This window comes from Pseudomonas sp. p50(2008), assembly GCF_015351605.1.
Classification (GTDB): Bacteria; Pseudomonadota; Gammaproteobacteria; order Pseudomonadales; family Pseudomonadaceae; genus Aquipseudomonas.
In genome coordinates this window covers 280903-303211 of record NZ_JACMYF010000009.1, presented here as the reverse complement: position 1 = coordinate 303211, position 22309 = coordinate 280903, and the positions used below count along the sequence as shown (strand labels likewise).

The 22309-nt window shown below is 56.4% G+C and carries 24 protein-coding genes and 1 pseudogene; 20 read left to right on the top strand and 5 right to left on the bottom strand.

From position 1 onward, the window contains the following. Positions 1 to 50: 50 nt before the first annotated feature. A complete protein-coding gene (gene rne / locus H7698_RS24900; RefSeq protein WP_194693095.1) occupies positions 51 to 3275 on the bottom strand; it encodes a ribonuclease E in 3225 nt (1074 codons plus the stop codon). Between the two features lie 699 nt (positions 3276 to 3974). On the opposite strand from rne, the gene rluC reads away from it, so the two are divergent. The 3 genes from rluC to sppA are packed head-to-tail and all read left to right on the top strand — an operon-like array spanning position 3975 to position 6600. Further along, on the top strand, positions 3975 to 4937 hold the full coding sequence (rluC, locus tag H7698_RS24895) for a 23S rRNA pseudouridine(955/2504/2580) synthase RluC (RefSeq protein ID WP_162436435.1): 963 nt from the start codon (positions 3975 to 3977) through the stop codon (positions 4935 to 4937). After that, positions 4924 to 5586 (top strand): HAD-IA family hydrolase, encoded by a 663-nt coding sequence (locus tag H7698_RS24890; RefSeq protein ID WP_194693094.1) that lies wholly within the window; start codon positions 4924 to 4926, stop codon positions 5584 to 5586. The genes rluC and H7698_RS24890 overlap by 14 nt, the downstream gene beginning before the upstream one ends. A gap of 24 nt (positions 5587 to 5610) precedes the next feature. Further along, positions 5611 to 6600 (top strand): signal peptide peptidase SppA, encoded by a 990-nt coding sequence (gene sppA / locus H7698_RS24885; RefSeq protein ID WP_194693093.1) that lies wholly within the window; start codon positions 5611 to 5613, stop codon positions 6598 to 6600. A 48-nt stretch (positions 6601 to 6648) separates the two neighbouring features. Here sppA and H7698_RS24880 read toward each other — a convergent pair whose 3' ends face one another. Next, a complete protein-coding gene (locus tag H7698_RS24880; RefSeq protein WP_194693092.1) occupies positions 6649 to 7227 on the bottom strand; it encodes a Maf family protein in 579 nt (192 codons plus the stop codon). Positions 7228 to 7332: 105 nt separating this feature from the next. Between H7698_RS24880 and H7698_RS24875 the strand changes: the two genes are divergently transcribed. The 10 genes and pseudogenes from H7698_RS24875 to tmk all read left to right on the top strand — a co-directional run. Next, on the top strand, positions 7333 to 7860 hold the full coding sequence (locus H7698_RS24875; protein ID WP_004371317.1) for a YceD family protein: 528 nt from the start codon (positions 7333 to 7335) through the stop codon (positions 7858 to 7860). A 13-nt stretch (positions 7861 to 7873) separates the two neighbouring features. Further along, positions 7874 to 8056, top strand: a complete 183-nt coding sequence (rpmF, locus tag H7698_RS24870) for a 50S ribosomal protein L32 (RefSeq protein WP_008152339.1) — start codon at positions 7874 to 7876, stop codon at positions 8054 to 8056. 4 nt (positions 8057 to 8060) lie between these two features. Then, the gene (plsX, locus tag H7698_RS24865; protein ID WP_162436431.1) at positions 8061 to 9071 is read left to right on the top strand and encodes a phosphate acyltransferase PlsX; all 1011 of its coding nucleotides are present in this window, start codon (positions 8061 to 8063) and stop codon (positions 9069 to 9071) included. A gap of 125 nt (positions 9072 to 9196) precedes the next feature. Continuing rightward, positions 9197 to 10135 carry an ACP S-malonyltransferase gene (gene fabD / locus H7698_RS24860; protein WP_194693091.1) on the top strand — a complete coding sequence of 313 codons (939 nt, stop codon included), beginning with the start codon at positions 9197 to 9199 and terminating at the stop codon, positions 10133 to 10135. A gap of 16 nt (positions 10136 to 10151) precedes the next feature. Beyond that, positions 10152 to 10895 carry a 3-oxoacyl-ACP reductase FabG gene (gene fabG, locus H7698_RS24855; RefSeq protein ID WP_162436429.1) on the top strand — a complete coding sequence of 248 codons (744 nt, stop codon included), beginning with the start codon at positions 10152 to 10154 and terminating at the stop codon, positions 10893 to 10895. Between the two features lie 191 nt (positions 10896 to 11086). After that, positions 11087 to 11323 carry an acyl carrier protein gene (gene acpP, locus H7698_RS24850; RefSeq protein WP_003175607.1) on the top strand — a complete coding sequence of 79 codons (237 nt, stop codon included), beginning with the start codon at positions 11087 to 11089 and terminating at the stop codon, positions 11321 to 11323. Positions 11324 to 11431: 108 nt separating this feature from the next. Next, positions 11432 to 12676, top strand: a complete 1245-nt coding sequence (fabF, locus tag H7698_RS24845) for a beta-ketoacyl-ACP synthase II (RefSeq protein ID WP_162436428.1) — start codon at positions 11432 to 11434, stop codon at positions 12674 to 12676. Then, positions 12676 to 13491: an aminodeoxychorismate lyase gene (gene pabC, locus H7698_RS24840; protein WP_194693151.1), complete on the top strand. Its 816-nt coding sequence runs from the start codon at positions 12676 to 12678 to the stop codon at positions 13489 to 13491. Before fabF ends, pabC begins: the two co-directional genes overlap by 1 nt. A gap of 3 nt (positions 13492 to 13494) precedes the next feature. Beyond that, positions 13495 to 14709: an endolytic transglycosylase MltG gene (gene mltG / locus H7698_RS24835; RefSeq protein WP_194693090.1), complete on the top strand. Its 1215-nt coding sequence runs from the start codon at positions 13495 to 13497 to the stop codon at positions 14707 to 14709. Between the two features lie 19 nt (positions 14710 to 14728). Beyond that, positions 14729 to 15055 (top strand): annotated as a pseudogene (gene tmk, locus H7698_RS24830) (dTMP kinase); the annotation flags it as partial. Positions 15056 to 15358: 303 nt separating this feature from the next. On the opposite strand, the gene H7698_RS24825 reads toward tmk, so the two are convergent. After that, on the bottom strand, positions 15359 to 15826 hold the full coding sequence (locus tag H7698_RS24825; protein ID WP_194693088.1) for a helix-turn-helix domain-containing protein: 468 nt from the start codon (positions 15824 to 15826) through the stop codon (positions 15359 to 15361). A gap of 201 nt (positions 15827 to 16027) precedes the next feature. Between H7698_RS24825 and H7698_RS24820 the strand changes: the two genes are divergently transcribed. The 3 genes from H7698_RS24820 to H7698_RS24810 are packed head-to-tail and all read left to right on the top strand — an operon-like array spanning position 16028 to position 17328. After that, entirely contained in the window at positions 16028 to 16432 is a 405-nt protein-coding gene (locus H7698_RS24820; RefSeq protein ID WP_235992939.1) for a DUF6957 family protein, read from the top strand. Between the two features lie 39 nt (positions 16433 to 16471). Continuing rightward, positions 16472 to 16918 carry a hypothetical protein gene (locus H7698_RS24815; RefSeq protein WP_194693087.1) on the top strand — a complete coding sequence of 149 codons (447 nt, stop codon included), beginning with the start codon at positions 16472 to 16474 and terminating at the stop codon, positions 16916 to 16918. Between the two features lie 29 nt (positions 16919 to 16947). After that, on the top strand, positions 16948 to 17328 hold the full coding sequence (locus H7698_RS24810) for a hypothetical protein (RefSeq protein WP_194693086.1): 381 nt from the start codon (positions 16948 to 16950) through the stop codon (positions 17326 to 17328). Positions 17329 to 17385: 57 nt separating this feature from the next. On the opposite strand, the gene H7698_RS24805 is transcribed toward H7698_RS24810, so the two are convergent. Beyond that, complete coding sequence (locus H7698_RS24805) at positions 17386 to 17646, bottom strand: hypothetical protein (protein ID WP_194693085.1); 261 nt, start codon at positions 17644 to 17646, stop codon at positions 17386 to 17388. Positions 17647 to 17985: 339 nt separating this feature from the next. Here H7698_RS24805 and H7698_RS24800 point away from each other — a divergent pair, with 339 nt between their 5' ends. Beyond that, the gene (locus H7698_RS24800) at positions 17986 to 18528 is read left to right on the top strand and encodes a hypothetical protein (RefSeq protein ID WP_194693084.1); all 543 of its coding nucleotides are present in this window, start codon (positions 17986 to 17988) and stop codon (positions 18526 to 18528) included. 300 nt (positions 18529 to 18828) lie between these two features. Here H7698_RS24800 and H7698_RS24795 read toward each other — a convergent pair whose 3' ends face one another. Next, the gene (locus tag H7698_RS24795) at positions 18829 to 18990 is read right to left on the bottom strand and encodes a type II toxin-antitoxin system CcdA family antitoxin (RefSeq protein ID WP_194693083.1); all 162 of its coding nucleotides are present in this window, start codon (positions 18988 to 18990) and stop codon (positions 18829 to 18831) included. Positions 18991 to 19405: 415 nt separating this feature from the next. Between H7698_RS24795 and H7698_RS24790 the strand changes: the two genes are divergently transcribed. The 3 genes from H7698_RS24790 (at position 19406) to H7698_RS24780 (ending at position 22258) form a co-directional block, all read left to right on the top strand. After that, the gene (locus H7698_RS24790; RefSeq protein ID WP_194693082.1) at positions 19406 to 19840 is read left to right on the top strand and encodes a LexA family protein; all 435 of its coding nucleotides are present in this window, start codon (positions 19406 to 19408) and stop codon (positions 19838 to 19840) included. Next, positions 19827 to 21107: a translesion error-prone DNA polymerase V subunit UmuC gene (umuC, locus tag H7698_RS24785; RefSeq protein ID WP_328803771.1), complete on the top strand. Its 1281-nt coding sequence runs from the start codon at positions 19827 to 19829 to the stop codon at positions 21105 to 21107. Before H7698_RS24790 ends, umuC begins: the two co-directional genes overlap by 14 nt. A 146-nt stretch (positions 21108 to 21253) precedes the next feature. Further along, positions 21254 to 22258: a hypothetical protein gene (locus H7698_RS24780; RefSeq protein ID WP_194693080.1), complete on the top strand. Its 1005-nt coding sequence runs from the start codon at positions 21254 to 21256 to the stop codon at positions 22256 to 22258. The last annotated feature ends 51 nt before the right edge of the window (positions 22259 to 22309 follow it).

The following is a 22309-nucleotide window of genomic DNA, read 5'->3' as shown; positions in this document are numbered from 1 at the left end:
AAAAGCCCCGCACTGGATAACCAGGCGGGGCTTTTTAGTGGCTGATGGAATCAGACGAGTGGTTTAGGCTCGTGCTCTTTTTCCAGGGCCTCGTGTTGCTCTACCGCTTGTTGAACGGAGCGCGGAGCTTCGTTGAATGCGGTGTCAGCTGGTTCAGCGGCAACTTCAGCAACCGGGGCAGCAGCCTCGGTGACTTCAGCAACAACCGGAGTTTCCTCTACCGCAGCCGGGGCAGCAGCGGCAGCCAACTCGGCTTCCTTCTGCAGACGCTCGGCTTCACGCTTGCGACGACGCACTTCACGCGGGTCGTTTGGTGCGCGACCATTTTCGGTCAAGGCGCTGACAGGAGCCGCCTCGACCACCGGTGCGGCCACTTCGGCAACCACTGGCGCTTCAACGACCGGTGCAGGCTCTGCTGCAGCGACTACTGGCTCGGAAACCACGGTTTCTGCCACAGGTGCAGGCGCTTCAGCAGCGACTGGTTCGGCAACCCAGTTGAACGCGGTTTGTTCTTCGCGAGCTTCACGCACCGATTCGGTCACTGTCTCAGTGACGGTTTCGACGACTGGCTCTGCAACCACTGCCGGTGTCTGGGCGACGACGACAGGATCAGCGAACGCTTCGACCTGAGGCTGTGCTTCAACCACTGGAGCCACTTCGATTTCCGGAGCGGAAGTTGCTTCTACCGGAGTAGTCGCTTCAACCACTGGCGCTTCCACTGGAGCAGTTTCCAGCGTCGCGGCGGTAGCGCGTTCGGCCTGCTCGTTGGCTTGTGCTTCAGCTGGAGCGCTGATCACGGTGCTGGCAACGGCTGCAGTAACAGCCAGGCCTGCGGCCAGTTCGTCAGTGCTTGGCGCTTCGCGGCCTTCGGCACCCTCGTTACCTTCGGCGGACTCGGATTCTTCCGAACCTTCGATCACATTGCCGTTGGCATCGCGTTGACGCTCACGACGATTGCTGCGACGACGCTGACCACGGGAGCGGCGGCGTGGACGATCGCCTTCGGCGCCTTCCTGACCGTCTTCCTGCAATTGCTCTTCGTTGGACAGCAGCTCTTCTTCAGCGACCGCAGCAACCGCTTGCTCGGCACGCGGCTGGCGTTCTTCACGCGGTGGGCGTGGAGCGCGCTCTTCGCGTGGCTGACGTGCCGGACGCTCTTCAGCGATGGCAGTGGCAGTGGCGGCGGCTGCAGCAACAGGTGCGGCATCCAGCGGCTCGCGCAGTTCACGAACCGGACGTTCTTCGCGATCACCACGTGGCTTGCGGTCTTCACGAGGAGCGCGCGGTGCACGTTCTTCACGAGGCGCGCGTGGAGCACGTTCTTCACGGGCTACGGCTGGAGTTTCTTCACGGGCTTCGCGTGGTTGACGCTCTTCGCGCGGTTCACGTGGTGCGCGTTCTTCACGCGGTGCACGTTCTTCGCGAGGCTTGCGCTCTTCATCGCGGCGACCGTTACGGTTGCGGCTTTGCTGGCGACCATTGCGACGTTCTTCGTTGCGGGCTGGACGCTCGGTGGTGGCTGGCTTTTCAACCACGACCGGTGCAGCAGGCTCTTCCTTGGTGGCGAACAGGCTCACCAGCGACTTCACCAGGCCTTTGAACAGACTTGGCTCAGGCACGGCGGCCGGTGCCGCAACCGGTGCGGCGACGACTTCGGTCGGGACCGGAGCGTTGGCGCGGGCCGGCGCAGTCTTGACCGCGGCTTCCTGGCGAACCAGGGTGCGGGTCGCAGCGGCTGGCTGGACTTCTTCGACTTCGGCAGCGGCAGCAGCGATTTCATAGCTGGACTGGCCTACTGCGGCTTCCGGGCTGTCATCGCGCAAACGCTGAACTTCGAAGTGCGGCGTTTCGAGGTGATCGTTCGGCAGGATGACAATGCGGGCGCGGGTGCGCAGTTCGATCTTGGTGATCGAGTTGCGTTTTTCGTTAAGCAGGAAAGCAGCCACCGGGATCGGCACTTGTGCACGAACTTCGGCGGTACGGTCTTTCAGGGCTTCTTCTTCAATCAGGCGCAGGATCGCCAGGGACAGCGATTCAACGTCACGGATGATGCCGGTGCCGTTGCAACGCGGGCAGACGATGCCGCTGCTTTCGCCCAGGGACGGACGCAGGCGCTGACGGGACATTTCCAGCAGGCCGAAGCGCGAGATGCGACCGACTTGCACGCGTGCACGGTCGGCTTCCAGGCATTCGCGGACTTTCTCTTCCACGGCGCGCTGGTTCTTGGCAGGGGTCATGTCGATGAAGTCGATGACGATCAGGCCGCCGATGTCGCGCAGGCGCAACTGACGGGCGATTTCTTCAGCGGCTTCAAGGTTGGTCTGCAGGGCGGTTTCTTCGATGTCGCTGCCTTTGGTGGCGCGCGCCGAGTTGATGTCGATGGACACCAGGGCTTCGGTCGGATCGATAACGATGGAGCCGCCGGAAGGCAGTTCAACGACGCGCTGAAAAGCGGTCTCGATCTGGCTTTCGATCTGGAAGCGGTTGAACAGTGGAACGCTATCTTCGTACAGCTTGATCTTGCTGGCGTACTGCGGCATCACCTGGCGGATAAAGGTCAGGGCTTCGTCCTGGGCTTCAACGCTGTCGATCAGCACTTCGCCGATGTCCTGGCGCAGGTAATCGCGGATCGCGCGGATGATCACGTTGCTTTCCTGATAGATCAGGAAAGGCGCGGAGCGATCCAGCGAGGCTTCTTTGATGGCGGTCCAGAGTTGCAGCAGGTAATCGAGGTCCCACTGCATTTCTTCGCTGCTGCGGCCCAGGCCGGCAGTGCGAACGATCAGTCCCATGTCAGCCGGGGCAACCAGGCCGTTCAGGGCTTCACGCAGTTCGTTGCGCTCTTCACCTTCGATGCGGCGGGAGATACCACCGGCACGCGGGTTGTTCGGCATCAGCACCAGGTAACGACCGGCCAGGCTGATGAACGTGGTCAGGGCAGCGCCCTTGTTGCCGCGTTCTTCTTTTTCGACCTGAACGATGACTTCCTGGCCTTCGCTCAGGACGTCCTTGATGTTGACGCGACCTTCCGGGGCTTTCTTGAAGTATTCGCGGGAGATTTCTTTAAGGGGCAGGAAGCCGTGGCGCTCGGAGCCGAAATCGACAAAGGCAGCCTCAAGGCTTGGTTCGATGCGAGTAATCCGGCCTTTATAGATGTTGGCCTTCTTCTGCTCGCGTGCACCGGATTCGATGTCCAGGTCGTAGAGGCGTTGGCCATCTACCAGTGCAACACGCAACTCTTCGGGTTGAGTTGCGTTAATCAGCATTCTTTTCATGTAGTACCGTCGGTTTCCGGGCTGCCGGAAACGGCGTTCGGCACACACGACTTCTCACGGTCGGTGTCAGGTGCGTCAGGAGTGGTTGGACACTCCAGTGTCTAGCGAACCCGGCCAATTGGGCCGATGTCGCGACGTACGCGTCCTGCTTGCTGTGGCTACTTAAGCACTCAGTCAGGAGGAGGAATCAACCAGTGGCTGTGGACGAGATGAAGCGTCTTGATAAAGCCTATTGCTACACAGTCCAGCGGTTGTGCATCTCCACCCTACACGTATCCCTGATAATTCGGGTGCTGCCGCGCGCAGAATCCGCAGCGGGTTGGCATTTACCGTGAGCTCCAAAAGGGGAGGTCACGCATCATGGCTAATTTAGGCGGTGTTTCCGAAGCGTTCGCTCGGGGTCATTCGCAGCTGACTGCACTTTGTGAACTGGCCATGAATATTGGCTCGCAAGGGGGAGTGAAAACTCGGCTTTGCGGCTTGATTCAGGCCTCATGTCACCTGCGCTCGTTACACCTGCAAACTCCACCGTTACGTAGCGAAAGCTCCGTAGGACGGCCTCGCGTCCTGGTGAATTGCGTTGGTCAGGGCCGGTTTTTGACCGTTGGTCCACTGTCCAGGCCGCTTTTGGCGGCGTTCGCGACTATAGCAGTAATGATTAAGTGCTTCAATTCCATAAAAATTGTTATCATCCGCGGCATGACGACTACTGCCCCTTCGACCCCAGCCGTACAACTGCTGGAGGTCTCGCCGGAATATGCCGGCCAACGTATTGATAACTTCCTTCTCGCTCGGCTCAAAGGCGTGCCCAAGACCTTGATTTATCGCATTTTGCGCAAGGGCGAAGTGCGGGTGAACAAAGGTCGGATCAAGCCCGAATACAAGCTGCAGGCGGGTGACATCGTGCGCGTTCCGCCCGTTCGCGTGCCTGAGCGCGATGAGCCGGTGCCGCTGGCACAAGGCCTGCTCCAGCGTCTCGAAGCCTCGATCGTGTTCGAGGACAAGGCGCTGATCGTGATCAACAAGCCCGCCGGCATTGCCGTTCACGGTGGCAGCGGTCTGAATTACGGCGTGATCGAAGCCTTTCGTCAGTTGCGTCCCGATTGCAAGGAGCTTGAGCTGGTTCACCGGCTCGATCGTGATACCTCGGGACTGCTGATGATCGCCAAGAAGCGCAGCATGCTGCGTCACTTGCACACGGCGTTGCGCGGTGATGGCGTCGATAAGCGCTATATGGCGCTGGTCCGCGGTAACTGGGCCGCCTCGATCAAGCAGGTCCGTGCGTCGCTGGGCAAGAGCAATCTGCGTTCCGGCGAGCGCATGGTCGAGGTCGACGAGGAGGAGGGCAAGGAGTCGGTGACCGTGTTCAAGGTCCTGCGTCGTTTCGGCGACTTTGCCACCATGATCGAAGCCAAGCCAATCACCGGCCGCACTCACCAGATCCGCGTCCACACCTTGCACGCCGGGCATTGCATCGCCGGCGACACCAAGTACGGCGATGACGATTTCAGCAAGGAAATTCGTGATCTGGGCGGCAAGCGACTCTTCCTGCACGCCTACATGCTGACAGTACCGCTTCCAGATGGCGGTGAGCTGAAGCTGCAGGCGCCGGTGGATGAAATGTGGGCCAAGACCGTGGAGCGCCTGAGTGCACCCCTCTGATTACAAGCTGCTGATATTTGATTGGGATGGCACTCTCGCTGACTCCATTGGTCGGATTGTCGAAGCGATGCATGTGGCGTCCGAGCGGTCCCGGTTCGAGTTGCGCGATGATTTTGCCGTCAAGGGCATCATCGGCCTCGGGTTGCCTGAAGCGATTCGCACCCTGTACCCCGACATTACTGACGCCGAGCTGATTGCGTTCCGCGAGCATTATGCGGATCACTATATTGCGGCGGAGGCCGTGCCGTCGCCGTTGTTCGAGGGTGTGGTCGAGTCGATGGAGGCGTTTCGCGCCCAGGGCTATCGCCTCGCGGTCGCCACCGGAAAAGCCCGTCGCGGGCTGGATCGGGTGCTGAAGGCTCACGGTTGGGAGGATTATTTCGATATCACCCGCGCGGCCGACGAAACCGCCAGCAAGCCCCATCCGCTGATGCTCGAACAGATTCTCGCGCATTGCGAGGTTCGTCCAGAGCAAGCGCTGATGGTCGGCGATTCGTCCTTTGATCTGCAAATGGCGCGTAACGCCGGCATGGATTCGGTGGCGGTCAGCTATGGCGCTCAATCGATCGAAGCGCTGAAAGTGTTTGAGCCGAGACTGGCGATTGACCGTTTTTCACAATTGCATGCCTGGCTGAATCAGCAGGCTTAATAGTTTTTTGCTGGGGTAGTGGTCATGACCGACGAATGGAAAGCGCCCGAAAAGTCGAGCGCAGAGAGCGGTGACGAAAAAAGCTGGAAGCTGCTGGAAAAGACCCTGCTGGCAAGTGTCCAGGAGCAGCGTCGGTCCCGTCGCTGGGGGATTTTCTTCAAGCTGCTGACCTTCGTGTATCTGTTTGGCGCGTTGATTCTGTTTACGCCGCTGATGGACATGGAAAAAAGCGCGACGCGCGGTTCCCATTACACCGCGCTGATCGACGTGACCGGCGTGATCGCCGACAAGGAGCCCGCCAGCGCCGACAACATCGTGGGCAGTCTGCGTGCAGCCTTCGAGGATGAAAAGGTCAAGGGTGTGATCCTGCGAATCAACAGCCCGGGTGGCAGTCCGGTGCAGTCGGGTTACGTCTATGACGAGATCGGTCGTTTGCGCGCGCTGCATCCGGACACCAAGGTTTACGCGGTGATATCCGATCTTGGCGCTTCTGGTGCGTATTACATCGCCAGTGCTGCGGATCAGATTTATGCCGACAAGGCGAGTCTGGTGGGCTCCATTGGTGTTACGGCGGCCGGGTATGGCTTTGTCGGCACCATGGAGAAGCTGGGTGTCGAGCGGCGTACCTACACGTCCGGCGAGCACAAATCTTTCCTTGATCCGTTCCAGCCGCAGAAGCCTGAGGAAACTCAATTCTGGCAGGGTGTGCTTGATACGACGCACCAGCAATTCATTGGTAGCGTGAAGAAGGGGCGGGGCGATCGTCTGAAAGACAAGGAGCATCCGGAGTTGTTCTCCGGATTGGTCTGGTCTGGTGAGCAGGCTTTGCCGCTCGGCTTGATTGATGGTCTGGGCAGCGCCAGTTCGGTTGCGCGTGATGTGATCGGTGAGAAAGAACTGGTCGACTTTACCGTTCAGGAATCACCGTTCGATCGCTTCTCGAAAAAGCTCGGTGCCAGCGTGGCTGAGCAATTGGCGATGTGGATGGGTTTCCAGGGTCCTACGCTGCGCTGATTGTTTGAGTGCATAAAAAAACCGGCCCAAGTGGCCGGTTTTTTTAAGTCAGGGAATCTGCACGCTTTCAGCGAGCAGCATGTCGATCAGGCGAATCAGTGGCAGGCCGATCAGGCTGGTGGCGTCCGGGCCTTCAGTGCTTCTGAACAGGCTCACCCCCAGTCCTTCCGCTTTGAAGCTGCCAGCGCAGTCGTAGGGCTGCTCGGCGTGCAGATAACGCTCGACGCGTTCGCTGTCGAGTGTGCGCATGTGGACGGTGAAAGGCACGCAGTCGACCTGGCAAACCCCGGTTTGACTGTTGAGCAGGGCCACGCCCGTCAGGAAGGTCACGCTTTTACCGCTGCAGGCCAGCAGTTGTTCCCGGGCCTTATCAAAGCTATGGGGCTTGCCGATAATGTGTTCGCCGAGGACGGCTACCTGGTCGGAGCCGATAATCAGATGAGCGGGATGGCTCTGCGCAAGTGCCTGGGCTTTCTCCGTGGCGAGTCGCTTCACCAGCGCTATGGCGGACTCACCCGAACGATGGCTTTCGTCGATATCCGGCGAGCTGCAGGTGAAGGGCAGCTGTAAGCGGGTCAGCAATTCCCGGCGATAAACCGAGCTGGAAGCGAGTAATAAAGGCAGCATGCGCAACTCCAAAAGTCAGGCGCGAATTCTAGCGAGGCTTCCAAGTGACGGACAGGGCTGAATTTCCTTTGACATGGCTGGGTGCATCCCTATAATGCTGCGCCTATGTTGAATGACCCGATTCCACCTCACGTTGACCCGCGCAAATTGGCTGACCGTGGCACCACCCTTCAAGGTGAACTGCTGCTGGCCGATTTGGAGAGACTCTGCGACCCGCTTTCCGATACTGTCGGTACGGTGCAGGCTAAATTCGTTTTTGAACGAGATGAACGTAAATCTGTGGTAATTCACAGCTTTATCGACACCGAGGTCAAAATGGTTTGCCAGCGTTGTCTTGAGCTGGTCACCCTGCCGATCCATAGCGAATGCAGTTATGCTGTGGTGAAGGAGGGTGCGAATACCCAGTCGTTGCCGAAAGGTTATGACGTGCTGGAACTGGGCGAAGATCCATTGGATCTGCAGTCACTGATCGAGGAGGAGCTTTTGCTCGCCTTGCCCATTGTGCCTGCTCATCATCCGGAAGAATGCCAGCAGCCGGCGGGTCTCGATGAGCCCGAACCGAGCGAGGACGAGGTAACGCGGTCCAACCCGTTCAGTGTATTGGCGCAGTTAAAGCGTGACCCAAACGTTTAGGAGTTAATCAATTATGGCTGTTCAGCAGAACAAAAAATCCCGCTCTGCCCGTGACATGCGTCGTTCGCACGATGCCCTGACGGCAAGCACTCTGTCTGTAGAAAAAACCACCGGTGAAATTCACCTGCGTCACCACGTATCGCCAGAAGGCGTATACCGTGGCCGTAAAGTGATCGACAAGGGCGCTGACGAGTAATCACTTGTCTGCTCAAGTCATCGCGATTGACGCAATGGGCGGGGACTTCGGTCCCCGCAGCATTGTTCAGGCCAGCCTTGCTTGCCTGTCTGCTACACCCTCGCTGCACCTGACCCTCGTCGGTCAACCCTCCCTCTTAGAAGAGTTGCTCTCCGGTCATTCGGCTGTGGATCGCGCGCGCCTGTCAATTACACCGGCCTCCGAAGTCATCACCATGGACGAGAAGCCCGCCCAGGCGTTGCGCGGCAAGCCGGACTCGTCGATGCGCGTGGCGCTGGAACTGTTGCGGGATGGCAAGGTGCAGGCTTGCGTCAGTGCGGGTAATACCGGTGCGCTGATGGCGTTGTCGCGCTTTGTGCTGAAAACGTTGCCGGGTATCGATCGACCGGCGATGGTGGCGGCAATTCCAACGCAGAAAGGTTATTGCCAGTTGCTCGATCTGGGGGCTAACGTCGATTGCAGCGCCGAGCATCTGTTGCAGTTCGCTGTGATGGGGTCGGTTGCGGCGCAAGCCCTGGGTATTGTTCGTCCACGTGTTGCGCTGTTGAACATCGGCACCGAGGACATCAAGGGCAATCAGCAGGTCAAGCTGGCAGCGACCTTGCTGCAGGCTGCCCGTGGCATCAACTACATCGGCTTTATCGAGGGTGACGGCTTGTACCGTGGCGAAGCGGATGTGGTCGTGTGTGACGGATTTGTCGGCAATATCCTGCTCAAGTCGAGCGAAGGCCTCGCGACCATGATTTCTGGGCGCATCGAAGCCCTGTTCAAGAAAAATATCGCGTCACGAATGGTCGGCGCACTGGCGTTGCCCCTGATGAGGCGCCTGCAGGCCGACCTGGCTCCGGCGCGACATAACGGTGCCAGTTTTCTGGGGCTGCAGGGAATCGTGGTGAAAAGCCATGGGTCGGCGGGGGTTCAAGGTTTTCAAAGTGCGATTTCCCGAGCGCTGATTGAAATCCAGGAAAATCTCCCTGAACGCATACACGGTCGTCTGGAGGATTTGTTGCTTTAGGCGTTTTCGTCGGACAATGCTTAAATGTGACCGCTCAGTTCAATTGGCCATCCAACTGTCAGTTTCTTGCGTCCCCCTGGCGGGACGTCAATTCTTCGACGACAAGATCATTAGGGGCTTGTTACATGTCTGCTTCCCTCGCATTCGTCTTTCCAGGACAGGGTTCGCAGTCCCTCGGCATGCTGGCCGAGTTGGGCGCACAACATCCAGTTGTCCTTGAAACATTCAAAGAAGCTTCCGATGCTCTGGGTTACGACCTCTGGGCGCTGACCCAACAAGGGCCGGAAGAGCAACTCAATCAAACTGATAAAACCCAGCCGGCCATCCTGACCGCCTCGATCGCCTTGTGGCGTCTCTGGCTGGCAGAAGGCGGCGCGCGTCCGGCTTATGTGGCCGGTCACAGCCTTGGCGAATACAGCGCCTTGGTGGCGGCCGGCAGCCTGAGCCTCGGTGATGCGGTCAAACTGGTCGAAACCCGTGGCAAGCTGATGCAGGAAGCCGTTCCGGCCGGGCAGGGCGGCATGGCTGCGATCCTTGGTCTGGAAGATGCCGATGTACTGGCGGCCTGTGCCGAAGCGGCGCAAGGCGACGTAGTCAGCGCGGTCAACTTCAACTCCCCTGGCCAAGTGGTCATCGCGGGCGCCAAGGCGGCGGTTGAGCGTGCCATTGAAGGATGCAAGGCGCGTGGTGCCAAGCGCGCCATGCCATTGCCGGTCAGTGTGCCGTCCCATTGCGAGTTGATGCGTCCGGCAGCCGAACGTTTCGCCGAGTCGATCGCAGCGATCGACTGGCAAGCGCCCCAGATTCCTGTGGTTCAGAACGTCAGCGCCAGCGTCCCGGCCGATCTGGAAACACTGAAGCGCGATCTGCTTGAGCAACTCTACAAGCCTGTGCGCTGGGTCGAATCGGTCCAGGCACTCGCCGCCCAAGGCGCAACCCAGCTGGTCGAATGCGGGCCTGGCAAAGTGCTGGCCGGTCTGAACAAGCGTTGCGCAGAAGGCGTGTCGACATCCAACCTCAATACCCCAGATGCTTTCGCTGCCGCCCGTGCAGCGCTGGCCTGAATCAGGAGAAACTTGCATGAGTCTGCAAGGTAAAGTTGCATTGGTCACCGGCGCAAGCCGCGGTATCGGCCAGGCTATCGCCCTGGAACTGGGTCGTCAGGGCGCCATCGTTGTTGGCACCGCGACCTCCGCGTCGGGTGCTGAACGCATTGCCGCTACCCTGAAAGAAAACGGTGTTCAAGGCACTGGTCTGGAGCTCAATGTCACGAGCGACGAATCTGTCGCGGCAGTGTTGGCAAGCATTCAGGCGCAATTCGGTGCGCCGGCGATCCTGGTCAATAATGCCGGTATCACCCGCGATAATTTGATGATGCGCATGAAAGATGACGAATGGCATGACGTCGTCGATACCAACCTGAACAGTCTGTTCCGCCTGTCCAAGGGTGTTTTGCGTGGTATGACCAAGGCCCGTTGGGGACGAATTATCAGTATTGGCTCGGTTGTGGGTGCCATGGGCAACGCAGGCCAAGTAAACTACGCCGCAGCCAAGGCCGGTCTGGAAGGTTTCAGCCGTGCACTGGCCCGTGAGGTCGGTTCGCGTTCGATTACGGTAAACTCGGTGGCCCCTGGGTTCATCGACACCGATATGACGCGCGAACTGCCCGAGGCACAGCGTGAAAGCCTGGTAACACAAATTCCGCTGGGCCGTCTGGGGCAAGCACAAGAGATCGCGTCTGTGGTCGCTTTTCTTGCATCCGACGGTGCGGCTTACGTTACTGGGGCTACAATCCCGGTGAACGGCGGGATGTACATGAGTTAAATGTGACGGGTTGCTTCAAAAAAATGTCATACGAGCTGTCTAAAATCCGTTATAAAGCTGCAATCTATTTATAGGCAGAGGGCTACCGGGTTTGAGGAGTGAAGCTTTCAGTTGAAAAACTGAAAAGTCTTTCTATACACTTACCCACTGGCCAGCTGCCTGAATTTGTCCATTAGGAGTGAAAACAAGGTATGAGCACCATCGAAGAGCGCGTCAAGAAAATCGTTGCTGAGCAACTGGGCGTTAAAGAAGAAGAAGTGGTCAACACTGCTTCCTTCGTTGAAGACCTGGGTGCCGACTCCCTTGACACCGTTGAGCTGGTGATGGCTCTGGAAGAGGAATTCGAGACCGAAATCCCTGACGAAGAAGCTGAGAAGATCACTACCGTACAAGCTGCAATCGACTACGTTACTAGCCACCAGGCGTAATAGTTTGTAATCGTTGCTTGCTGTCATGGAAAAACCGCACTGCCATCATGGCGTGCGGTTTTTTCTTTAGGCCTCATGCAAAGTCGTCATTTGAAAAAGGAGAGTGCTGTGTCGCGTAGACGCGTCGTAGTCACCGGTATGGGTATGTTGTCGCCACTGGGCACGGATGTGCCGAGCAGTTGGCAGGGCATTCTGGCTGGCCGCAGTGGCATTGGTCTGATCGAACACACCGACCTTTCTGCCTATTCCACCCGTTTTGGCGGCTCGGTAAAGGGCTTCAATGTCGAGGAATACCTTTCGGTCAAGGAAGCGCGCAAGCTCGACCTGTTCATTCAATACGGCCTGGCTGCAGGGTTTCAGGCGGTACGCAACGCCGGCCTGGAAGTGACTGATGCCAATCGTGAACGCATCGGCGTAGCCATGGGTTCGGGTATTGGCGGCCTGACCAACATCGAAGAAACCAGCCGCACACTGCATGATTCCGGCCCGCGACGGATTTCTCCGTTTTTCGTGCCTGGCTCGATCATCAATATGATTTCCGGCTTCCTGTCCATCCACCTTGGAGCACAGGGGCCTAACTACGCCATTGCCACGGCCTGTACCACCGGTACTCACTGTATTGGCATGGCGGCGCGCAACATCATGTACGACGAAGCTGATGTGATGATTGCCGGCGGCGCCGAGATGGCCGCGTGCGGTCTGGGCATGGGCGGTTTCGGTGCCTCTCGTGCGCTGTCGACTCGCAACGACGAGCCGACCCGTGCCAGCCGTCCGTGGGACAAGGGCCGTGACGGCTTCGTGCTGTCTGACGGTGCCGGTGCTCTGGTTCTGGAAGAACTGGAACACGCCAAGGCCCGTGGTGCGACGATCTACGCCGAGCTGATCGGTTTCGGCACCAGTGGCGATGCCTACCACATGACGTCGCCACCGGCTGACGGCGCGGGTGCTGCCCGTTGCATCACCAATGCGCTGCGCGATGCCAAGATCAATGGCGATCAGGTTCAGTACATCAACGCCCATGGTACCTCGACCTCGGCCGGTGACCTGGCGGAAGCTTGTGCCATCAAGTCGGTGTTCGGCGATCACGCCTACAAGCTGGCCGTCAGTTCGACCAAGTCCATGACAGGTCACCTGTTGGGCGCCGCGGGTGCGGTCGAGGCGATCTTCAGCGTCCTGGCAATCAACAGCCAGGTAGCGCCGCCGACCATCAACCTCGATGAGCCGGACGAAGGTTGCGACCTCGATTTTGTGCCGCACACGGCGCGCAATATGGATATCGATGTTGTCCTGTCCAACTCCTTCGGGTTTGGCGGTACCAACGGCTCGCTGGTGTTCCGCCGGTTCGCTGAATGATGGACAGCTGGGTCGACGGTCAGCCGGCTGACGCTCTGTCGCTGAAGGATCGCGGCCTGGCTTACGGCGATGGTCTGTTTGAGACCATTGCCGTGCGACGCGGACAACCTCTGTTACTGGATCGGCATCTGTCGCGCCTGATGGACGGTTGTTCGCGTCTGCGCATCGCTACCGACCATGATCTGGTTCGCGAGGAGCTGGTGGCCTTTGCCGCGATGCTGGGCGAGGGCGTGCTCAAGCTTATCCTCACCCGGGGCGACGGTTTGCGCGGTTATGCCGCTGATCCCCAGGCCCAAGGCCGACGCATTCTGCAAGGCAGCGCTGCGCCAGCTTATCCGATCGACAATGCCGAGCAGGGCATTCGTCTATTCCCTTGTGTGACTCGCCTCTCCAGACAACCTTTGCTCGCCGGTCTCAAGCACCTGAATCGCCTTGAGCAGGTGATTGCGCGCTCCGAATGGCAAGACGCCGGGCATGCCGAAGGCCTGATGCTCGATCATGCCGGACGTGTCATCGAGGGTGTGTTCAGCAACCTGTTCCTGGTGCGTGATGGTGTACTGATTACCGCCGATCTCAAGCGTTGTGGTGTCGCCGGCGTGATGCGTGCCGAATTATTGTTTCAAGCCGAGTCATTGGGGATGCCTACGCAAGTCACCGATATCACCCTCGAACAGCTGCAATGGGCTGACGAAGTCTTTGTTTGCAACAGCGTTTATGGCATTTGGCCGGTGTGTGCCTACGCTGCACTGAGCTGGCCGGTTGGGCCGCTCACCCGTAAACTCCAAACCATTGCCCGCGCGCTACTGGATGCTTGATTCGTGAGACGTAAATTCTTGCTACTGCTGGAAACCGGATTGGTTCTGGCAGGGCTGCTGTTGGGCGCTTCTGCCTGGAAAATCCATTCGGCGCTGGAACAGCCGCTGAACATCACCCAGGAAGAAATGCTGGAAGTGCCAAAAGGCACGACACCTACCCGTACCCTCTACCGACTCGAAGCCGATGGCGTTATCAAAGACGCGTTCTGGCTTCGTGTCTATTGGCGCTTCAATCTCGCTCGGCAACCCCTGCACAGTGGCGAATACCGCATGTTGCCCGGCATGACCGTAGAAGGGTTGATCGACCTGTGGAAGCGCGGCGAAGTTGTTCAGTACAGCGTGACGCTGGTTGAAGGCTGGAACTTCCATCAGGTTCGCGCGGCATTGGCCAAGGATGAAAAACTCGAGCAGACCCTCGATGGTTTGAGCGACGCCCAGGTGATGGAAAAACTCGGCCACGCCGGGATCTTTCCGGAAGGGCGCTTTTTCCCTGATACCTATCGTTTCGTTCGAGGAATGTCCGACGCCGAGCTGCTGAAGACGGCCTATGAACGCCTGGACGAAGTGCTCGCCAAGGAGTGGGAGCAGCGCGCCGCTGACGTGCCTTACACCGAACCTTATCAGGCGCTGATCATGGCCTCCCTGGTGGAAAAGGAAACCGGCGTGCCACAAGAGCGCGGGCAGATCGCCGGCGTATTTGTCCGGCGCATGGCCATGGGCATGCTGTTGCAGACCGACCCGACGGTGATCTACGGGCTTGGCGACCGCTACAGTGGCAAGTTGACCCGCGCCCATCTCAAGGAAGCGACGCCTTACAATACGTACGTGATCTCGGGTCTGCCGCCGACTCCGATTGCAATGGTCGGACGCGAAGCGATCCATGCGGCGTTGAATCCGGTGGCCGGCAACAGTCTGTATTTCGTTGCGCGTGGCGATGGCAGCCATGTGTTCTCTGACGATCTGGATGCGCACAACACCGCGGTGCGTGAGTTCCAGATCAAGCGCCGCGCAGATTACCGTTCAAGTCCGGCGCCAGCTTCAGAGCCAGAAGCGCAGAGTGCTGAAACGCCAGCGGGTGAAGCTCCGATCCCCGCCGCTTCACCCAATCCCGATCCCGAGGCATTGCCGCCAGAAGCGCCACAGCAGGTAGAACCGGATGAACCGGTACCTGCTCCCGCTTCCGAGCCGGATGCAGCTGCGCCGCAAAGCCCGCAATGACACTGATTAAGGACTGCCTGTGACTGGCTTGTTTATCACCCTGGAAGGCCCCGAAGGCGCTGGTAAAAGCACGAATCGTGAATACCTGGCCGAGCGCTTGCGCGCCGCCGGCATCGAGGTCTTACTGACCCGCGAGCCGGGCGGCACACCGCTGGCTGAACGAATCCGCGACGTGTTGCTGGCGCCGGTCGACGAAGTCATGCACCCGGATACAGAGTTGCTGCTGGTGTTCGCCGCGCGAGCCCAGCATCTGGCTGAGGTGATACGTCCAGCGTTGGCACGTGGCGCGGTGGTGTTGTGTGACCGCTTTACTAATAATTTGTTTTGGAGGGTGGAGGGAGGTAAACCGGTTGGTTTCTAAGCTAAGGCAGAACTACTTCCCCTGGAAGCCAAGCAGATTGGGTAAATATGATCGAAAAGCACTGTTTCGCATTTCACCCTAGCACCTGTTCTCTTGAAAAAAGTAAACAGCCTCCTTATCGAGCCGATTTTCAGATAAATGTAAACCTTGGCTCCCACCAAGCTCCTTTTTTTGAGTCCTCACGCCAAACCCTATATCGCCCGTACTGCTGAAACCCAGTAAATCCGGGCTAGAATAGGTTTACATTGACCGTCTTCTGTCAACCATGGTTATGGGACTCTTTGATTCCTACGACTGCCAATACCGATGCACAGTCGACTTCGCCAGCCCCAGCTTCTCCATCACCTCTGCCTGGCTAAACCCTGCAGCCTGCAACTCCTTGACTGCCTCCGCATTTTTCATGTTCCTGGGCTTCCCACGAGGACGCTGAAGCAATTCTTTGCCAACAAGCTGTCTACGTAAAAGCTCTACCCCGCCTTCTGCCTCGAATGCGTCCAGCTGATCCCGAGCGCGGGTAAGCGTGTGCGCATAGGGTTCCTCTTTATGTATGGCCAAGCAGATGGCAAGCAGGGCGACAGGATCAAACTGAAGCGCTTCGGACAGCTCAATCAGCTTCTCTAGCGTAATGCTGCTGTTGCCTTGTTCCAATTTACCAATATTGGCTTTAACACTGACCTCAGCTAGGTCTCCGTAATCCAATCCTCTTGTAGTACGGATTGCCCTGATCGCACCTGCAACCTCTTTCCTGAGCGACATGATCCGTCCTAAAAAACGAGGATAGAGCCATACGCGGCCGGTTCCGATAAACCTCGTTTGGTGGTATTATCGGAACTTCCGAGACTTTGGGTCGCTTGAACAAGGCGTTCCCGCTCAGGTTAAGGCGTGGTGGGCTAGTTGTTGGTCATCCCTGGCAGGGGACACGCGAACATATCAGATGTATTGACGGGGATTTTGCGGTTGAGCACAGATGAAAACAAAGTTGACGACGACCTGTTAGGCGGCCTAGGCGAACCTCGTCAAGGATCTATTGACTCAGACGAAATTCTCATCGGACTCGTCCAAGCTCTCTTTCCGCGCAAGCCTTACTGCCTAGTCGAGAACTGGACAATGTTCAAGGTTGACGCCACAGAAGACGAACTGAGCAAGATCCACGCAGGCGGCCAGTTACCCATGATCGTTTTCGCTCACAACGTCCTGTTTGATAGTCAAAGAAGATTTGATGTAGGCGACTGGGTGCGTTCCACCTTAGCGATTTCTTTCGTTGACGGTTTTCTTTTTGAGACTAAGAACACAGTTTACGTGCTCAAGGGCGTAGGCCATGAGAAGAAGGCGAGTTTGGAAACAATTTTTTCCTTTTTCTAATCCAGTGGCTGCGGCCATTGCAAATACCAGAGATTAGACATGTTCAGAACACAAGACAGCGACCTTGTAGGAGTACCCGGGATGTTCGGGGCAGGCCTGGCGCACTGGCACACCGTGTCGCGAGTGCTCCGAATGCACTGGTACTACGTCACTGTTCAACATGAGTTGGAAGGCCGACAGGTCGAGTACGAGTTGATGATCAACGATGAACATCAGCTGGAAGCGGTATTGAACTCCAAAGACCCCACAATGGTGGTGATCGGTGCTCAAGTAGTAATCCCGGCCTACATGAATGGGGGAGGGATACCGAGTATGGAACCACTTACCAGGGTGTCTGTGGGGGAAGATGAACTCGAGTGCGTCGTATGCATTATTGAGGTGGAAAGCGGTGTCGTGTACCACGACTCGCATCGTCAAGATTTCGACCGAGCATTGGTTTCCAATTTGAAAGAAATTTTCCACTCAAGTCGAATTCGTTCAGTCTGAAGCTGATCACGGCCAAACGGAGCTTTCGTATGAGCGGTACTGAAATGACGTTTCACAGCAAACGACTATCAGATTTCGATCTACTTCGAATTCATAAGGCGCAAGCGCAAGGTTTTGATCTTCCAGTGACGGCTTATCTGAATCATGTGGCAATCGTTGGTAAAAGTGCAGTGGGAGTCGTTTTCGGCCACAAACGGAAAGGCCCATTGGGCCGCTTCGATGATGGTCACTACATGCGTACCTCGGACATCGTTTACGCCCGGCGTGAAGGTCGATTTTGGGTTCTCATCACACTCAACTCGCGATACGTCATCGCGACGTTTCAGCGTGACATCGGCCGGCAAACTCTGCGCGACTTTTTAACGGTATCGAGCCAGGGGGCTCATGAGCCACCCCATTCGATTCAGTGAATTGCTCACTCCTGCCCTCGTAGACCTGATTTGGCGTCGAGGAAGTTCCGTGGCAATTCAACAGGCTGCATCAGGTACTGGCTCGATCCGAAGCACTTTGATTTTGCCTTGAGGACAAAGCAGACTTTCACCATCCTCTGCATAATTCTTCTTGGATTCGAAGGCTGCTTCGATTTCGCTGGAATTGCTGCAATCTTCATAATCATGCGTGTCGGTGCTCACGTATTCATGACACACGCAACTCAGTGCAGAGCCATTGGCCCATAAGCCGTCGGATATAGTCGTATCGATGCGAATGAAGCTGATAAGGAATTTCATGCGACGCCCTTAAAAATTTGTTCCTGAATATAGAAAAGTTGGCGTCGTGCACAAGGTCAATATTATCGATTGTTGGCCATTGGTCAAGATTGAATTGTGTTGTTCGTACTGCTTTCCACGACGGGCGGGATGCTCATAAAATATTTTTGATTGGAGCTAAAGTATTCTCGGCTTTGAGCCGTTTAACAAATAAACAAACAAATAAACGTACTGAAAGGCTCAAAATATATGGCTGCCGTCATCACGCAAGAATCAACTCATGCACATGATTTTCTCCGAGGCCGAATAGCCTACGAGATCTCTAGTCTTGTAGGCGCCTTCAGGGACGGAGACCAGGTCATGCTCAAAATTGATGAGTACGCCTTCCACTTGAGCTCAACACAAGCCGATCTACTGGCTCAAGGCTTTCTAATGGCAGCTTTATGCACTGGTCTTGGACGTCTCGATATGCCTTGGCGTAATGGAAAGATTCATGACGTGAGTGCGATACCCAAAAAGACTTCGCGTACGGGGATGAGGTTTACTGACGCCACACTTTACATCCCGGAAGCAGACCACAAATTTTTCGCGACGGGTTGGCTTTACGAGGGAACAGGTGAGGATTTGGATTATCCCGCCAACGTCGTTTTCTTAAAAACTAGGCTGGATGATGTTATCGGATTTGGAAAGGGAAATGACGAGTTTCTTTTGAATCCAAAGCACGTTGCTCAGCTCTGCTTGGAACTGGCAGATTCCGCGAATTTACACGGCACGCGTGTCTGGAATATTTGGGACAAGCGCATCGAGTGGAGTGCCGGGAACGCAACATCGGATAAAGCCGCTTTTGAACTGGCGAATGAGGCACTATTTGATTACCTGAAATCTTACAAACCCATCGTTTAAAAGTTTGGTCGGCATAAGTATTGATTTCAATTCTGGAGGAACCTTGGCTGGGCATCAGCAAGGCTCTCCTCAAGATACTAAGCGTGTCATGAGCGCATATTAAGCACGTAACGAGACCTCCACAGAGAGGCTTTATGGGTGTGAATGGGTGTGTAATTGGGTATGAAGGCGCTTACGCTCGTTTTAGATTAACTTTCCCCCGGCTTGGGTGAGGGCGTCTTAGCTTACAGACTCGCTGCTCTGGCCCTACTAAGTCTCGGCCACGGTCGTTTCTGAGGAGTTTCAAAACTCGCTTAGGCATCAGAAGCTCCGTACGTGATCGCTGAACACGCCGTGGGCTTCCACTTCTTCGTTGTAGGCATTTACGGCTTCGCTGTTCTCAGCCAGCCATTGCTCGCACTGTTGCGTCTTTAGGGCATCGGCCAGAGCCTGCTCCAAGAGAATTTTCGCTTGAGTGTGCATGATATTGTCTCCCGTTCAGTCGCGATCATAGTAGTAGCCCTTAAGCAAGCATCCCGTGTTCCATCGGCCAATCAGATCCAGTCCGGCTTGAGTTTCCAACCGCGTTTACAGCATATCTTATGGACATTGTCCTAGTCCCCGCACTGGTGTGCTCATCTAACCAATCAGCAGTGCTGACTTCACCTTAGACGAAGGCATCCTGGAAAACACCTAGCCGCTTACGCGAACGAGCGACTTGCAAGCAATGTCGACGGCGCGAAAAGTGGTCAGGGTTCAACCCTGATGAGCTCTTAGTGAACCTGCAGACATTGCTCCTGGTGAATCCATCGGTCGCAATTTTTCTCGCTTGAGATTGACCGCAAGCGCGCTTCGACGTTAACTGTATGCATATACAGTCTCGATCAAGGCATGCATCATGAGCGTCACCATTCTCGGCCCGTTGGCAGTAGGAGGAGTCCAGCTACCGTTTTACTCGTTCAAAGTCCCTGCGGGATTTCCGTCTCCAGCGGCTGATCACCTTGAACAACACATCTCCATCGACGAACTCCTAGACATCCGCGCGCCTCATATCTACCTGGTGCGCATCGAAGGACGAAGTATGGAAGGTGCTGGAATATTCGATGGTGATATGGCTGTGGTTGATCGCTCGATCACCGCTGAACACGGCCACATAGTGATCGCGGCAGTGAACTGCGAGCCGGTGTGCAAGCGCCTTTGCAAGCGAGGCTCCGACATCATTCTAATGTCCGAGAATGCAGGTTACCCACCGCGATACATCCTCGAAGGTGATGAACTGATCATCTGGGGTGTGGTGACATTTAGCGTGCGTGCCCATGATCCGAAAGCCTGATCCTGTCTTCGCGCTGATCGACTGCAACAGCTTTTACGCGAGCTGCGAGCGGGTGTTCCGCCCTGACCTGGCCAAGACACCCATCGTGGTGTTGTCCAACAACGACGGCTGCGTGATTGCACGTAGCGCAGACAGCAAACCGTTCGTGAAAATGGGCGAGCCTTACTTCCAGATCAAGCACAAACTCAAGCAGCACGGCATCGTCGCGTTCTCCTCGAACTATGCGCTATACGGTGACATGAGCGAACGCGTTATGAGCGTCATCGAGTCGTTGGTTCCTGCTGTCGAGGTGTACAGCATCGATGAGGCCTTCGCGGATTTAGCTGGTGTACCGGGTGATCTTGAAGCACTGGGGCGTCGGATCCGGGCACAGGTTTATCGCAGCACCGGCATTCCGGTCGGCGTCGGTATTGCCGGTACCAAAACTTTGAGCAAACTCGCCAACCATGCTGCGAAAAAATGGCAGGCGCAGAGTGGCGGTGTCGTTGATCTCCGTGACCGGGTTAAGCGCGACTGGGTGCTAAAGAAATGCTCGGTCTCGGACGTCTGGGGCGTCGGACGCAAGATGACTCTTCACCTCGAAGGTATGGGCATTAAGACAGCTTGGGATCTTTCCAAAACCGACCCTTGGACACTTCGCAAGAAATTCAGTGTGGTGATCGAGAAAACAGCGCGTGAGTTAGCCGGTACTCCGTGCCTTGAGCTCGATGAACCTGATCCACCCAAGCAGGAAATCTGCTGCAGCCGAATGTTCGGAAAGCGTCTCACAGAGATTGCACCAATCAAAGAGGCCGTGGCCACTTACATGATGCGAGCTACCGAAAAGCTCCGCGCGCAGCAGTCATTGTGTAAAAAGATCAGGATCAGCATTCGTACCGGCATGTTTAACACCGAGGAAGCAAAATATGCGAATGGGGTTCTGGTAGAGCTGCCTTATCCGACTGACGACGCTCGGTTGATGACAAAGGCGGCGGTGGACGCAGAGGATCGGATCTACCGTCCTGGATTTAAATACAGCAAAGCCGAGGTGCTCTTGGTCAGCCTTTGCCAGAAAGGCGAGTACACCGAGGATCTGTTTTCAATCTCTCAACCGGAAGCAACCGAGAAAGTGATGGGCGTTTTGGATGCCATCAACAGTCGATGGGGGCGTGGCACCCTGCGCGTAGCGAGTGTGCCGACCGATCCGGAATGGGGGATGCGCCGAGAGATGATGAGTCAAAGCTTCACGACGCGGGTTGATCAGCTTTGGACGGTGTACTGCAGGTAATTACAGGAAGCGTAGCCCAATCAACCTCGTGCCTTCTTCACGAGCTCATCCTCTTTTCAAATAGAGCCTAGGTGCTAATATGCCATCATCCTCCATGGCTGCCTTTGGTTCCAATCCGCGCAGCCAACACTCCAAAGGAATGAGATATGGGCTGGAAAGGGACGTTGCGTTCGATGCAGGCAGCTTCGCGCAAAGCTGATCGTAATGCCCAGCGCCGGCAGCGTGAGCTTCAGGCTCGTCAGAAAGAATACGCCAAGATGGAAGCGCTGGAGCAGGCTGCGTACGAAGTCGAGGTCTACGAAAATAAGATTGATGTTCTGCTTTCTGTGCATAAAGAATGTGGGGATGAGATCGACTGGCAGTCATTTGTTGAGAGGGCTGAGCCAGTAAAACCTACTTTCGCGGGTACCCGTGAAGCGCACGCAAAATCTCGCGAGCAAAGCTATGCACCTGGTTTTTTCGCACGACTGATCAAGCTCGAAATACGCCAGCGTAAGAACCTGTCTATAGCCATAGAAACGGGTCGGCTTCACGATGGCAAAGAGCATGAAGCCGCTGTCGCGAAGTGGCGAGTCGAGCATGACTCGTGGCAACAGGAATTAATGATCGCGCAGGGCGTTCTGGATGGTGCAGGCGCAGCGAAGCTTGAAGCCATCAAGCTAGTCGACCCTTTTACAGACATCTCCCATCTCGGTACTTCGATCAAATTTACGATAGGTGACACAGGGCTCGTGGAAGCGAACCTTAGCGTCCATGGCACTCGAGTTATTCCTGCAGAGGTCAAATCTTTGTTGCAGAGCGGGAAGCTTTCAACGAAGAAGATGCCGGCAGGGAGATACAACGAGCTTCTGCAGGACTACGTGTGTAGCTGTGTTTTGAGAGTAGGGCGCGAGCTTCTGTCTATGCTCCCCGATGACCTTGTGATCGTGACGGCGGTGGACGACGTCCTCAATTCGGCGACCGGACATATCGAAGAGCTTCCGATCCTCAGTGTTGCTGTGTCCCGGCGCACCTTGGAGTCATTGAACATGAACTCGATAGATCCTTCTGACTCCATGAAAAATTTTGTGCACAACACGTCCTTTAAAAAGACAACCGGCTTTCAGCCTGTTAAGGCGCTGGATGCCCGGCAGTTCGTCATGAGCGCCTAACAGCTAGACGGGATTTTTGATCCGCTTTTGCTTATCCCAAATCGTAAATGC